General features: G+C 73.5%; 10 protein-coding genes. 6 read left to right on the top strand and 4 right to left on the bottom strand.

The features are described from left to right. Window positions 1–30 precede the first annotated feature (30 nt). Together ACSMXW_RS05530 and ACSMXW_RS05525 are read right to left on the bottom strand one after the other, a co-directional pair. Window positions 31–801 carry a DeoR/GlpR family DNA-binding transcription regulator gene (locus ACSMXW_RS05530; protein ID WP_485804336.1) on the bottom strand — a complete coding sequence of 257 codons (771 nt, stop codon included), beginning with the start codon at window positions 799–801 and terminating at the stop codon, window positions 31–33. Window positions 802–1,409: 608 nt separating this feature from the next. Continuing rightward, window positions 1,410–2,234 (bottom strand): NAD-dependent epimerase/dehydratase family protein, encoded by an 825-nt coding sequence (locus ACSMXW_RS05525; RefSeq protein WP_485804335.1) that lies wholly within the window; start codon window positions 2,232–2,234, stop codon window positions 1,410–1,412. Between the two features lie 240 nt (window positions 2,235–2,474). On the opposite strand from ACSMXW_RS05525, the gene ACSMXW_RS05520 reads away from it, so the two are divergent. Together ACSMXW_RS05520 and ACSMXW_RS05515 are read left to right on the top strand one after the other, a co-directional pair. Beyond that, the gene (locus ACSMXW_RS05520; RefSeq protein WP_485804334.1) at window positions 2,475–3,413 is read left to right on the top strand and encodes a 5-dehydro-4-deoxyglucarate dehydratase; all 939 of its coding nucleotides are present in this window, start codon (window positions 2,475–2,477) and stop codon (window positions 3,411–3,413) included. A 31-nt stretch (window positions 3,414–3,444) separates the two neighbouring features. Continuing rightward, entirely contained in the window at window positions 3,445–4,611 is a 1,167-nt protein-coding gene (locus ACSMXW_RS05515; protein WP_485807832.1) for a hypothetical protein, read from the top strand. Between the two features lie 243 nt (window positions 4,612–4,854). Here ACSMXW_RS05515 and ACSMXW_RS05510 read toward each other — a convergent pair whose 3' ends face one another. Further along, the gene (locus tag ACSMXW_RS05510) at window positions 4,855–6,030 is read right to left on the bottom strand and encodes an MFS transporter (RefSeq protein WP_485804333.1); all 1,176 of its coding nucleotides are present in this window, start codon (window positions 6,028–6,030) and stop codon (window positions 4,855–4,857) included. A 376-nt stretch (window positions 6,031–6,406) separates the two neighbouring features. Here ACSMXW_RS05510 and ACSMXW_RS05505 point away from each other — a divergent pair, with 376 nt between their 5' ends. After that, window positions 6,407–6,982: a TIGR03086 family metal-binding protein gene (locus tag ACSMXW_RS05505; RefSeq protein WP_485807830.1), complete on the top strand. Its 576-nt coding sequence runs from the start codon at window positions 6,407–6,409 to the stop codon at window positions 6,980–6,982. Window positions 6,983–7,241: 259 nt separating this feature from the next. Here the strand turns inward: ACSMXW_RS05505 and ACSMXW_RS05500 are convergent, their stop codons facing one another. Beyond that, complete coding sequence (locus ACSMXW_RS05500) at window positions 7,242–8,852, bottom strand: class I adenylate-forming enzyme family protein (RefSeq protein WP_485804332.1); 1,611 nt, start codon at window positions 8,850–8,852, stop codon at window positions 7,242–7,244. Window positions 8,853–9,190: 338 nt separating this feature from the next. On the opposite strand from ACSMXW_RS05500, the gene ACSMXW_RS05495 reads away from it, so the two are divergent. Genes ACSMXW_RS05495 through ACSMXW_RS05485 form a run of 3 tightly spaced genes read left to right on the top strand, consistent with a single transcriptional unit; the run spans window position 9,191 to window position 13,390 of the window. Beyond that, complete coding sequence (locus ACSMXW_RS05495) at window positions 9,191–10,771, top strand: NAD(P)-binding domain-containing protein (protein WP_485804331.1); 1,581 nt, start codon at window positions 9,191–9,193, stop codon at window positions 10,769–10,771. After that, entirely contained in the window at window positions 10,768–11,865 is a 1,098-nt protein-coding gene (locus tag ACSMXW_RS05490; RefSeq protein ID WP_485804330.1) for an alpha-hydroxy acid oxidase, read from the top strand. Before ACSMXW_RS05495 ends, ACSMXW_RS05490 begins: the two co-directional genes overlap by 4 nt. A gap of 46 nt (window positions 11,866–11,911) precedes the next feature. Then, a complete protein-coding gene (locus tag ACSMXW_RS05485) occupies window positions 11,912–13,390 on the top strand; it encodes a cytochrome P450 (protein ID WP_485807828.1) in 1,479 nt (492 codons plus the stop codon). The last annotated feature ends 170 nt before the right edge of the window (window positions 13,391–13,560 follow it).

Genomic DNA, 13,560 nt, shown 5'->3' with positions numbered 1-13,560 from the left:
GGGGACGGGAGCGGGGGTTGGGACGGGGCGTCAGACTCTGATGACCTGGGGGCCCTGGAGCGAGTAGCGGTGTGCCTCGGGCGCCGGGAGCTGGGTGCTGGTGACGATGGCCTCCAGGTCGCCGATCCGGGCGAACCTGCAGAAGCTGACCGCGCCGAACTTGGTGTGCACGCCCGCGAACACGGTGCGCCGCGCGGCCCGCATCGCCTGTGTCTTCACCTCGCTGACCGCGGGGTCCGGGGTGGTCAGGCCGTGCTCGCGCGAGATGCCGTTGGCCCCGATGTACGCCAGGTCGATGACGAAGCCGGAGAGCATCTTCGTCGTCCAGTGGTCGACGGTGGCGAGGGTGCCGTGCCGCACCCGGCCGCCGAGCAGCAGCACGGTGGTGTTCTCGGCCTCGGCGAGCGCGCCCGCGGTGGCCAGCGACGCGGTGACCACGGTCAGCGGCCGGTCCCTGGGCAGCGCCTGCGCGATGAGCTGGGGGGTGAAGCCCTCGTCGACGAAGACGGTCTCCGCGTCGCCCAGCAGCTCCGCGGCCGCGGTGGCGATCCGGCGCTTCTCGGGCACGTGCATGGTGGTGCGGAAGGCCAGCGTGGTCTCGAAGCCCGCGCTCTCCACCGGGTAGGCGCCGCCGTGGGTGCGGCGGATCAATCCGTGGTCCTCCAGGGCGCGCAGGTCCCTGCGGACGGTCTCCTTGGCGACGCCCAGCTCGGCCGCGAGCGCGGTCACGTCGACCGAGCCCGCGCGGCGTGCGGCGCGGACTATCTGCCGCTGTCGCTCCTCCGCGCTCACCGCTGTCACCTCTCCTCGCTTCGCCCCGGGCGGTGCCCGTTCGGGCCTTGGGGGATGTTCTACAGCGGGGCGATGGCGTTGACCAGGCTCATTGGCGGTCTGCGTCTGCCCGTATCTGCCCGTTTACCGCGGGCGGGGCACGGGACGACCTGCCGCGGGGAGCCGGAAACGGGCGAGGCGATGCCCGTTTGTGGGTGCACGAGCGCCCGTTCGGTGCCCGTATCGCTGCCCGCGCCGGTCATCTTCGGCCGCGACGAACGGACCACCGGTCATCCGGTGGTCCGGTGGTCCGGTCATCCGGTGGCCGGCCGTGCGCGGGCCGGTCATGTGCGGACCTGTCGTGCGCGGGCAGGTCGTGAGTGGTCCGGTGACGTGCGGGCCGGTCATCCGCGAGTCGGCCATACGCGGCCGGTCACGGGCGAGTCGGATGGGTGCGGGCCGCACGCGTGCGAGCCGGACACCGAGCCGGACATGGTGCAGCCCGGCCGCACCGGTATGGGAGCCGGTGCGGCCGGGCTGGTCGGGTGGAGGGGCAGGGGCCGGGACGGGGCGGGGCGGGGTGCGCCGGATGGCCGTGTCGAGACCCTGACCCTGTGAGGGGATATGTGCTGCTTTTCTCAGTGCGGCCAGATCGGCGGGTCGGTGATGAAACCACCGCCCAGATATGCCTGGTCCCGCTTGGCCGGGTCCAGCTCGCCGTGCTCGGCGAGCAGTTCGGCCGCGTAGACCTCGGAGTCGTCCTGCGGCTCGTAGCCCAGCGCCCGCGCGGAGGAGAGGTCCCACCACAGCCGGGTGTTGGCGGACGATCCGTACACCACCGTGTGCCCGACCTCCCCGGCGGTGAGCGCGGCGTGGAAGAGGCGGGCGCAGTCGGCGGGGCTCATCCAGATCGACAGCATCCGCACGTTGCTGGGCCGCTCGAAGCAGGAGCCGATGCGCACCGAGACGGTCTCGATGCCGTGCCTGTCCCAGTAGAGCTGCGCCAGGTCCTCGCCGAACCCCTTGGACAGGCCGTAGAAGGTGTCCGGGCGGCGGGCGGTGTCCACCGGGATCAGCGCGTCCTCGGGCAGCGGGGGAGTGCCCTGCGGAAAGGGGGTGTAGCCCACGGCGTGGTTGGAGGAGGCGAACAGGACGCGGCGCACGCCCTCCTCACGCGCGGCCTCGTAGAGGTTGTACGTGCCCTCGATGTTCGCCTTGAGGATCTTCTCGAAGGTGGACTCCAGGGAGATGCCCGCCAGATGAATGATCGCGTCCACACCGCGCACCGCCTCCCGCAGGGCCTCCCGGTCCGCGAGGTCGGCCGTGACGGCGTCCGGCTCGCCCTGGACGGGCGCGACGTCGAAGAGCCGCAGCGTGTAGCCGTACTCGGGCAGCAGCCTCCGCATATGGGTGCCGACGCCGCCGGCTGCGCCGGTGAGCAGAACGGTGCGGGGAGCGGGCATTCGGATCTCCTCAGAGCGCGCCATGGACGTATGCATGCACAGTATTCACATCCGTGGACAACCTAGAGATCGCCTCGGTGCCCCGTCAAGTGTCCCGCGGAGTGCCTGAATCCACCCGTCTGTCACCGGTTTCTGCGCTTGACCGGCCCCGGTGTGGCGCTTTAGCGTGGTGTCGTTCAGAAATATGGACGTGAATCAGAAACGTGCACGCCTGCTTGCGTGCTAGCTCAGGGAGAGCCCGTGACGTCAGTCCCCCTCGCCGCTCGACTCGACGGGCTGCTGTTCTTCCCCGTCACCGCGTACGGCCCCGACGGCTCCGTGGACCTCGACACCTACCGCACCCATGTGCGGCGCGGCATCGAGGCGGGCGCGGCGGCCGTCTTCGCCTGCTGCGGCACCGGGGAGTTCCACGCGCTGACGCCCGAGGAGTTCCGGGACTGCGTCGCCGCCGCGGTGGACGAGGCCGGCGGCCGGGTGCCCGTCGTCGCGGGCGCGGGCTACGGCACCGCGCTCGCCGTGCGCTACGCCAGGCTCGCCGAGGAGGCGGGCGCCGACGGGCTGCTCGCCATGCCGCCGTACCTGGTCGTCGCGGGGCAGGAGGGCCTGCTGCGGCACTACCGCGAGCTGGCCGCCGCCACCTCCCTGGACGTGATCGTCTACCAGCGCGACAACGTCGTGTTCACCCCCGAGACGGTGGTGGAGCTGGCCCGCACCGACGGCATCATCGGCCTCAAGGACGGCCTCGGCGACCTCGACCTGATGCAGCGCATCATCAGCGCGGTGCGCTCCGACGACCACCCGGGTGCCGCCTCGTTCCTCTACTTCAACGGCCTGCCCACCGCCGAGCTCACCGGGCTCGCCTACCGGGGCATCGGCGTGACGCTCTACTCGTCCGCCGTCTTCTGCTTCGCGCCCGAGATCGCGCTCGCCTTCCACAAGGCCATCAACACCGGCGACGACACCACGGTCGAGCGGCTGCTCGACGGCTTCTACCGCCCGCTGGTCGAGCTGCGCTCGAAGGGCCGTGGCTACGCCGTGGCGCTCGTCAAGGCGGGCGTGCGGCTGCGCGGCCTGGACGTCGGAGAGGTGCGGCCCCCGCTGCACGACTGCACCGCCGAGCACACCGACCAGCTCGCCGAGCTGATCGAGCGCGGCTACGCTCTGCTGGCCGACGGCTGACCGCCGCCCCCGACCGACCCTGGAGCCGTTGGTGAAGACCTCCGCGTTCGTCTACCCCTGGGACGTCGTCGGCGATCCGGACGCCGCCGCGCGCCTGGCCGCCCTCGGCGTCCGCCAGGTGACCCTTGCCGCCGCCTACCACTCGACCCGCGCGCTCACCCCGCGCCACCCCCGCCACCGCATCGTCACGGCCGAGTACGCCGCGCTGCTCTACCCGCCCGGCGACCGCTGGCAGGGCCGGGCCCTGCGGCCCCACGCGGCCGGGGACTGGGCGAGCGGCGACGCCTGGGGCGAGGCCGCCGCGGCCCTCGCCGGCGCCGGGCTCGACGTGCACACCTGGGTGGTGCTCGCACACAACTCCCGCATGGGCGCCGAGCACCCGGACACCTCCGTCGTCAACGCATACGGCGACCGCTACCCCTGGGCTCCCTGCATCGCCCAGGAGGCCACCCGCGCCTATCTGATCGACCTCGCGGCGGAGGCCGCGGCGCGGCCGGGCGCGGGCGGTTGCGAGCTGGAGTCGCTCGGCTGGTACGGCCTGGCGCATCTGCACGCCCACGACAAGATCGCGGGTGTGCCGCTCGGCGACGCGGGCCAGTACCTGATGTCCCTCTGCTTCTGCCCGGCCTGCCGCACCGGCTACGCGGACGCGGGGCAGGACCCCGAGGCGCTGCGGGCCGCCGTGCGCGACGCCCTCGCACCCCTGTGGCGCGGCGAGGCGTCCGACGACGGCTGGGACACGGTCGGGAAGCTGCTCGGCGAGGAGCGCGCCGCGGCCACGCTCGCCTGGCGCACCGAGACCGCGGGCTCCCTCCAGGAGGCGGCGGTGGCGGCGGTGCGGGCCGCGGCGCCGGACGGCTTCCAGGTGCTGCTGCACGCGGATCCGGTGCCGTACCACTGCGGTGCGAATGCCGGCGTCGAGCCCGCGCGGGTGCTGGCCGCGGCAGACGGGGTGGTCGTGCCGTGCACCGGCGGTCCCGGCCTGCTCGGCCCGTTCGCCGGGCACCGCGGTGAGCGGACCGTGCTGGCCGCCAACCTCACCGTCGTCTCCGGCATGGGCGGCAGCCCCGGCACCCTCGCCGAGGACGCGGTTCGCGCGGCGGACTGCGGGGCGACCGAGCTGCGCCTCTACCATGCGGGGCTGGCCTCGGACGCGGACCTCGCGGCGGTCCGGGCCGGGCTGACTCGGGTGCCCTGACCGTACCCGGCCCTCCGGCCGGTGGCCCGGCATCGACAGGGACCGCCCCTCGGCGCGGCAGCGACCCGACGGTCCCGTCCTGTTCCGCCGCGCAGTTCCCCGCGCCCCTCGGGCGGGCCGGGGCGGTCCAGGGCCAACGGTGCCCCGGAAGGGGCGCGGGGAACCGCGCGAGCACCCCCACCGGCCGATGCCCGGACGCGACAGGAACCACCCCTTCGAGGCGGTGCAGCCGCAGGCGCGAGGTCAGGCGGACCGCAGCAGCGCCAACGCTGTGATCAGCCCCAGCACACCGTACGCCGGCAGCAGTACCCGGAAGTCGACCGTCTCGACGAGAGCCGCGCCGAGGGCGAGACCCACCGCGTTCGGCGCGAACATCAGGGCGTTGGCGGTGGCGGACACCCGCCCCAGCACGGCGTCCGGAGTCTCCCGCTGCACCGCCGTGAACGCGGCGATCAGTACACACGGCAACCCGAGCCCGATCGCCCCGTTGCCGACCAGCGCCACCGCGTCGTACGGCAGGGCGCGGGCCGCCGTCGCCACCGCGGTCAGCGCGATCCCGTACGCCCCGAACCGCCGCTCCCCGAGCCGCCGCAGCAACGGCCCCGACGCCGCCCCCACCACCACCGACCCGACACCCTGCACCGGGTACAGCACACCCGCGAACTCCGGCGGGCGGCCGAGGGCGTCGATCACCGCGTACAGGGTCGAGCTGCCGAGCGAGGCCAGCAGCATGGTCGCGCCGCCCGCGACGACCAGCCGCCGCAGGGCCGGGCGGCCCCACAGGTGGCGTGCGCCCTCGGCGGTCGCCGCCCACCAGCCCACCGTCCGCGGCCCCGGCGGCTCCTCGCGCACCCGCAGCAGCAGGCAGAGCCCCGCGGAGGCCACGAAGGTGACCGCGTCCAGCAGGGCGACCCGGGCGCCGCCGTACGCCGCGAGCAGCCCGGCCCCGACCAGCGGCGCCACCAGCTTCATGCCCTCCTGGGCGGACATCCGCAGGCCGCCCAGGTCGCCCAGCAGGTCCTTGCCGACGGCCGCCACGACGAGCGCGGACTCCGCGGCGTCCGCCACGACGCTGCCCGCCCCGTACGCCACCAGCACGGCGAAGAGGATCCACAGCCGGTCGGCGGAGTCCACGGCGGACAGCGAGAGCAGCAGCGCGGCGAGGCCGAGGTGGAGGCCCACCAGCAGCGGCCTGCGACGGGTCCGGTCGGCGAGGGCGCCCAGCAGCGGCCCGGCGAGGCTCGGCGCCCACACGGCGAACGTGACCAGCGCCGCCAGGCCGTTGGATCCGGTCAGCTCCTTCACCCAGATGCCGCTCGCCAGGAACATCGCCGACGTGCCGAAACCGGAGACCACCACTCCGGCCAGGTAGAGCCGCGCGTTGCGGTCCCTGAGGACGCGCGTCAGTGACCATGTCATGGCAGCTCATCGTGGGTCTAAGGCCCCCTGGTGGGGATCGGCAGACTGCCCTGGAAACGGCTGCCGCCGCGCCGTGGCCGGGCCGCCGGGATGAGTGGTCCGGCCGGGAGCGATGAGTTCCGCGGCCCCGAGCGGTCCACAGGGGTGCACAGGACGATCCGGGAACCAGCGGAAAAACATCCCCGGGACCCCGCGAAGAGGAGCACTCATGACCCACGGCAGGACGGACGCGGCACCGGACGGTACGACGGGCCGGGCACCGGGCGGCGCGACGGGCGCGCAGCCGGACGGTACGACGGGCCGGGCACCGGGCGGCGCGACGGGCGCGCAGCCGGACGGTACGACGGGCGCGGCTGCGGCAGGCCCGCCCGCGGCCGTGGACCTGCGGCCGCAGGCGCACCTGCTGGCGCGGCTCGCGGAGCGCGTCACCGACGACCGGCTCGCCTGCCCCACGCCGTGCCCGCAGCTGGCGGTGCGCAACCTGCTGGGCCACCTCGCCGGCCTGTCCGTGGCCTTCCGGGACGCCGCGCGCAAGGACCTCGGCCCCACCACCGACACCCGACCCGACGCCGCGCTGCCCGACGTGGCCCCCGACTGGCGCGCCACCCTGCCCGAGGTGCTCGACGAACTGGCCGACGCCTGGCTCGACCCGGCGGCCTGGACGGGCGGTACGAGGGCGGGCGGGACGGAGCTGCCCGGTGCGGTCGCCGGCCTCGTCGTCTGCGACGAGCTGGTCGTGCACGGCTGGGACCTGGCCCGCGCCACCGGCCAGGACTACGCACCCGACGAGGCCGCCCTGCGCGCGGCGCACGGCATGCTCGCGGCCGCAGCCGAGGACCCGTCCCGAGGGGGCCTCTTCGGCCCGGTCGTGGCCGTGCCGGACGACGCGCCGCTGCTGGACCGCGTCATCGGGCTCAGCGGCCGCGACCCGAGGTGGTCCCCGCCGCGCTGACCCGGCCGGGCCCCGCACGCCCGTGGAGCCGGGCGCGGGTCTGCGTGCGGCTCCGCCGCTCGGGCGCGGCGGGCCGTGACGAGACGCGCGGGTGGTCACCGTCGCGAGGGGCTGTTTGTGTCGTTCCCGGGCCGCGGGTCGGTGGGTGGTTGTGCGCGCGGTTCCCCACGCCGCTTTTCCCGGGGGTGACTGCGTGTCGGAGCGCGCCTGGCGGCCCCGGCGCGCGGGCGCGGCGGGCCGTGGCGTTGTGCGTGGGGCGTCACCGGCCCGAAGGGGCTGGACCGGCCCCGGGGCCCGGGGCCCCGGGGCCGTATTTTTCCAGCAGCGCACGCTTGTCCGGCTTGCCGCTCGCGGCCACCGGCACCTCGGCGACGACCGTGATCGTCGCCGGCACGCTCGCCGCGCCCAGTGTGTCGGCGACCAGTGTGCGCAGTTCGTCGAGGTCGGGGCCCCGGTCCGTGGCCGGTACGACGAAGGCGTGCACCGCCTCGCCGGTGCGTTCGTCGGGCGCCGTCACGACATGGGCGGTGTCCACGTCCGGGTGCCCGGCGAGGACCCGCTCGACCGGGCCGGTGTAGTGCAGGACGGCGTTGACGATGGCCACCTCGCGGGTGCGGCCGGTCAGCCGGAGGAAGCCGTCCGCGTCCAGGTGCCCGAGGTCGCGGGTGCGTACCCAGCCGTCGTCGTCCAGCACCTGACGGGTCTCCTGCTCGTCGCCCGCGATGCGGGTGAGCGTCGCCGGGGTGTGCACCCACACCTCGCCGGTGGTGCCGGTGGGCACCGGCGTGCCGCTCTCGTCCAGGACCTTGATCCGTACGTTCACCCAGGCGCGGCCCACCGAGTCGAGCACCGCCTCGCCCCGCTCGGCGATGTCGTCCGGGGTCAGCAGCGTGAGCAGGCCCGCCTCGGTCTGCCCGTAGCCCTGGTACACCACGGGGCCGAGGCGCCGCACGGCCTCGGCGAGCCGGTGCGGGGTGAGCGGGGAGCCGGCGACCTGGAGCGCCCGCACGCTGCTGGTGTCGACGGACCTGGTGCGCAGCGTGTCGAGCACATGGTGCAGCCGCGGCACGGTCAGCAGCAGGGCGGTGGGGCGGTGGCTCTCGATCACCTCGGGGAACGTGAACGGCATCGAGGGGATCACCGCGGTGCCGCCGCTCATGAGGCAGAACCCGCAGTGTTTGAACATCACCGCGCTCGTGAGCGTACCGAAGAGCAGGAAACGCTGATAGCGCGTGGCCAGGGCGGCGGTCCCCGGCGCCGACCCGGTGGGCCGCCAGGCCCACTCCGCGGCGTACGAGGCATACGTGCGCTCCACACCCTTGGGCGTGCCGGTGCTTCCGCTGGTGAGCGTGACCAGCGCGATGTCGTCGGGGCGGCCGTGCGCGAGCAGGGCATCGGGCGCCTCGCGGTAGGAGGCGGGCGCCCCTGCGCGGGAGAGGGGACCGTAGCCGGTGCGCAGCAGCGGGATCGGGCCCGCGGCCTTGACCAGGTCGGGGTCCTCGTCGGGCGCGGTGTCGGTGACCACGGCGTCCACGTCGCCGGCCAGCACATGGGTGAGCTGTCCCGGCGCCAGGCCGGGACGCAGGCCGATCACCCGGCAGCCCAGCAGGTGCGCCGCGATCTGGAGGGCGAAGCCCTCCGGGGTGACGCCGGTGCGCAGCGCCACCGTCCGGCCGGGCCCGAGCCCCGCCGCGCGCAGCCCGTGGACGTCCGCCGCGACGAGGTCGAGAACGGCGGCGCGGCTCACGGCCCGCCCTTCGTACTCGAAGGCGGGGGTCTCGGGGTCGGCGCGCAGGGCGTCGACGAGCGCCTGGGGGAACACCGGTGCGGGAGCGCCGGGGTGCTGCGCGAGTGTCGTGTCGTTGTCCACGTCGTGTCCGCTTCGGATCGGGCGCCCGGCACGTCCCGCTCCGGGGCCCGGCCGGGCCTGGGCACCGGTAATCGGCACCGGTGAGGGGGCGCGGCGATGCGCGGCGGAAGAATTCAGCAAAAGGCGGCGATACACGGCAATACAGAGGTGTGCAGCGGTACGGGGCGAACCGCCCGCGGCCCCGTATTCCGAGGGCAACGATAGCCCGTGCACTTCATGGAGGGATCTGTGTTCTACGTCACATGGGTGCGGTCTAGCGCTTCCTTGAACTCTAAAGTAACGTGCCGTCAGATCTTTCCTGGGTTTCTTCTGAATTACCGGTCTACAGGGAGAGCTATATGTCCGGCGATGATGTGCTTGATTATCTTGTTATTGGTGCGGGACCGGCCGGCGTGCAGATGGGATATTTTCTCCAGAAAGCTGGCAGGAACTATCAGGTCGTCGAGTCGGGAGCGGCACCCGGCACATTCTTCACTCGCTTCCCGAGGCACCGGACGCTGATCTCCAGCAACAAGGTGCACACCGGCTGGGACGACCCGGAGCTCAACCTCCGCATGGACTGGAACTCCCTGCTGAGCGAGGAGAACGAGCCGCTCTTCACCAAGGTCACCCCCCGGTACTTCCCGCCCGCCGACGCCTTCGTGGGCTACCTGGCCGACTTCGCCGAGCGGCACGGCATCAACATCAGCTACCACACCCGGATCACCGAGATCACCCGCCCCGGCGACTTCGTGGCCCGCACCGAGGACGGCCGGACCCTCCGCGCCCGGCGCGTCGTCGTGGCCACCGGCTTCGGCAAGCCCTACGTGCCGGACATCGAGGGCATCGAGGACGCCGAGAACTACGCCGACGTGTCCGTGGACCCCGCGGACTTCACGGGGAAAAGGGTTCTCATCCTGGGCCGCGGGAATTCCGCGTTCGAGACCGCGGACAATCTGGTGGAGACCGCTGCGGTCATTCACATGGCCGGTCCCGGATCACTGCGCATGGCCTGGCAGACGCATTTCGTGGGTCATCTGCGCGCGGTCAACAACAACTTCCTCGACACCTACCAGCTCAAGTCGCAGAACGCCCTGCTGGACGGCCATGTGCGGTCGATCAGGAAGCAGCCGGACGGCGGCTACCGCGTCACCGTGAGCTTCCAGCGGGTGGACGAGGTGCTCAAGGAGATACCGTACGACAGGGTCATCATCGCGACCGGTTTCCGGTTTGACGCCTCCATATTCGCCGAGGAGTGCAGGCCGGCGCTCACGATAAAGGACAGGTTCCCGGACCAGACGGACGCCTGGGAATCCGTGAATGTCCCCGATCTGTACTTCGTGGGCACACTGACGCAGATGCGCGACTTCAAGAAGTCCACGAGTGGATTCATCCACGGCTTCCGGTACGGCGTCCGCGCGCTGCACCGCATTCTGGAGACCCGCTACCACGACACCCCGTGGCCCGGCCGTGAGCTGCCCGCCACCGGGGCGGCTGCCGCCGACGCCGTCGTCGAGCGGGTCAACCGCAGCTCGGCCCTCTGGCAGCAGTTCGGCTTCATCGGCGACGCGCTGGTGCGCACCGCGGACGGCACCCTCCGCTACCACGAGGAGGTCCCCGTCGACCATCTGCACACCGCGGTCGGCCGGGGTGTCTTCGGCGACGTCCACGACTACTTCACCATCACCCTGGAGTACGGCGCGGACCACGACCAGGTCAATCCGTTCGAGGTCTCCCTCACCCGCAACTCCCAGCAGGAGGCCGGTCTCGACGGCCGCTACCTCCACCCGGTCCTGCGGCACTTCCGGGCCGGCGAGCAGATCGGCGAGCACCACCTCACCGAGAACCTGGAGAACGAGTGGGACAGCGAGGAGGTGCACCGCGCGCCGCTGCGCGCCTTCCTCGGCGGCGAGCTGGAGGGGGCGGTGACCCCGGCGTGACGTCGCTCCTCCGCCAACTGCGGCGGCGGGCACGGCAGTCGCTCGATCCCGCGCACTACGACTACTTCGCCGGCGGGGCCGCCGACGAACGGGCGCTCGGCGAGAACGAGCGGGCGTTCGGCAGGCTGGCCCTGCTGCCCAGGGTGCTGCGCGGAGCCGAGCACCGGGAGACCGCGGTCACCCTCTTCGGGGACCGGGCGGCCATGCCGGTGATCGTCTCGCCCACCGCCTTCCACCGGCTCGCCGACCCGGACGGCGAGCGTGCGGTGGCCCGCGCCACGGCGGCGGCCGGGACCATCCTGACCACCGGCATGGCGGCCACCACCCCGGTGGCCCGGGTCGTCGACGCCGCGCGCTCCGAACGGCCGGACGCCGCCGTCTGGTTCCAGCTCTACCTGCAGCCGGAGCCGGAGGTCACCGAGGCGGTGGTGCGGCGGGCGGAGAAGGCGGGCTGCTCCGCGCTGGTCGTCACCGTCGACTCGCCGGTTTTCGGCCGGCGCGAACGGGACGACCGGCACGGCTTCCACGACCTGCCGGACGGCCTCGCCGCCGAGAACATGCGCGACCTGCCCGGCACCGAGCCCGGCGGCCTGCGGGACATCGCCATGTCCCCGGCCACCTCCTGGGCCGACCTGGCGAGGCTGCGCGCCCGCACCCCGCTCCCGGTGCTGCTCAAAGGGGTGCTGCACCCCGAGGACGCACGGCTCGCGGTGGCCGAGGGCGTCGACGGCCTGATCGTCTCCAACCACGGCGGCCGGCAGCTCGACGCCGCCCCCGCCACCATCGAGGCACTGCCCCGGATCGCCGACGCGGTCGCCGGGCGGATCCCCGTCCTGCTCGACGGCGGGGTGCGCCGGGGCTCCGACGCGGCCCTCGCGCTGGCCCTCGGCGCCACCGCCGTCGGCGTCGGCAGGCCGGTGCTCTGGGGCCTCGCCGCCGACGGCGAACGAGGGGTCCGGCAGGTGCTCGACCTGCTGCACACCGAGTTCGACCACACCCTGGCGCTGTGCGGCGGACGGTCCCCAACCGACCTCACCCGCGACATGGTGGTCACCCGCGGGCACCCGCCTCGACCCGGAGGCACCCCGTGGTGATCAGACCCGGAAACCTCCCGTGGTGACCGCACCCGAAAGGCATCCCATGGCGAACGGCACCGCACACCGCACCGCAGCCCGGCTCGCCGCCGCCGGCCTGGTCCTGTCCACTCCGCTCTGGCTGCCGCGCTCCGTGGTCGCCCTGCGGATGAAGATCTTCGCCAAGGTCAACGGCGACGAGGGCATCACCATCCCGAACGCCGAGATCGGCCCTGAGCGCTTCGAGGAGATCTACGGCCACCCCGCGGCGAACGGCCGCAGCAGGGGCGCGGCCCTCTCGGACCTGTTCTGGTACTGGCTCTCGCCCGGAGCCGAGATCCACCAGGAGCACCTGGAGGCCGGCGAACGCTACGACGAGGTGGCCCGCTGCACCCAGGCCATGCTCGCCGGCTCCAGCGCCGCCCTGAGCATCGCCGCCGCCCGGTGCGCCGCCGCGGCGCTGGACGAACTGCCCCCGGGCCGCCCCGCACTGGTCAGGCTCCGCGACCTGATGATGCCGATCTGGGCGTCGTTCTTCTACGAGCTGGTCTTCCGCGAGCCCTGCCCGCCCGAGGCCCGGGCCCTCATCACCGGCAATGCCGACGACGTGGTCAGCGCCCTGAAGTGCACCCGCCCCCGCCGGATGTACCGGCGCAACCGGCTCACCCGCTACCTGGTGCGCCGGGTGGCGGCCGGCGAGGTGCCGCACCGGCTGCCCGCGAGCCTGTCGACCCGGCAGCGGGCCTACTACCTCCAGGGCACCTTCTTCAACACGGCCGTCGTCCAGATGTCGGAGGCCATGGCCCACCTGCTGCTCGTCCTCGCCGAACACCACGACGTACAGCGACGGCTGGCCGAGGACCCGGCGGACGACCGCTACCTCGACCACGTCATGAACGAGACGCTGCGCCTCTACCCCCTCTTCGGCATCGCGCACCGCGTCACCACCGGCGACATCGACCTGGGAAACGGCTCGGCCATCCCGGCCGGCGCCGTGCTCTGCTTCAGCTACCCCGACTACCACAGCACCGGCTACACCGACCCGGACGTCTTCGCGCCCGAGCGCTGGGAGACCCTGTCGGTGAAGACCGCCCACCACATCCCGTTCGGGGTCGCCGCCAACCGGCCCTGCCCGGCCTGGCGGCTCGCACCCCTCGTGATGCGCGCCGTGACCCGCGAGGTGCTCAGCCGCTACGCGCTGGACACCGCCGTCACCCACACCCGCTCCCTGCCGCACCGCGGCCCCTGCCTCCTGGTGCCCCGCGAACGGCCGTTGCCGACCGGGGCGGCCCGGGCGGTCCGCGGCTTCCTGCGGATCCGCGACCGTGTCGAGGACGTGGTGCGGGCCCCGGCCCAACTCGTCCTCGGCACCTGGATGGTGCTCGACGCACGCCGCCGCAGGATGGCGGAGACCTGGTTCGCCACCCATGACACCGAGGGCCGGCCGCTGCCCCGCGCCGCCCATGCCACCGCACCCGTCGCCGCCGGCGCGACCAGCCCCGCCGCGGCCCGGGAGGCGGCCCGCCGCTGCCCGTTCCCGCACTGACCCCGGACCTCGCGAAGCGGCCCGCAGCCGCCCGTTCCCGCACCGGGACCGGCCACCGCAGAGCACGTTCACGCCGCCCGCCCCCGGGACCCGGCGCCCAGCCCGGGGGCCCGCGGGGTCAACTCCATTGACGAACACCCCCGTCGGCTCCTACCTTCGTCCGCGTCATA

The sequence above is a fragment of the Streptomyces sp. DSM 116793 genome (assembly GCF_057320905.1).
Note: the sequence above shows the minus strand (reverse complement) of the source record. Positions and strands in the feature narration are given on the sequence as shown.

Excerpts from the sequence above, each read along its gene's own strand:
- ACSMXW_RS05525 (WP_485804335.1), bottom strand. The coding sequence starts at position 2,234 with ATGCCCGCTCCCCGCACCGTTCTGCTCACCGGCGCAGCCGGCGGCGTC.
- ACSMXW_RS05510 (WP_485804333.1), bottom strand. The coding sequence starts at position 6,030 with ATGACATGGTCACTGACGCGCGTCCTCAGGGACCGCAACGCGCGGCTC.
- ACSMXW_RS05485 (WP_485807828.1), top strand. The coding sequence starts at position 11,912 with ATGGCGAACGGCACCGCACACCGCACCGCAGCCCGGCTCGCCGCCGCC.
- ACSMXW_RS05495 (WP_485804331.1), top strand. The coding sequence starts at position 9,191 with ATGTCCGGCGATGATGTGCTTGATTATCTTGTTATTGGTGCGGGACCG.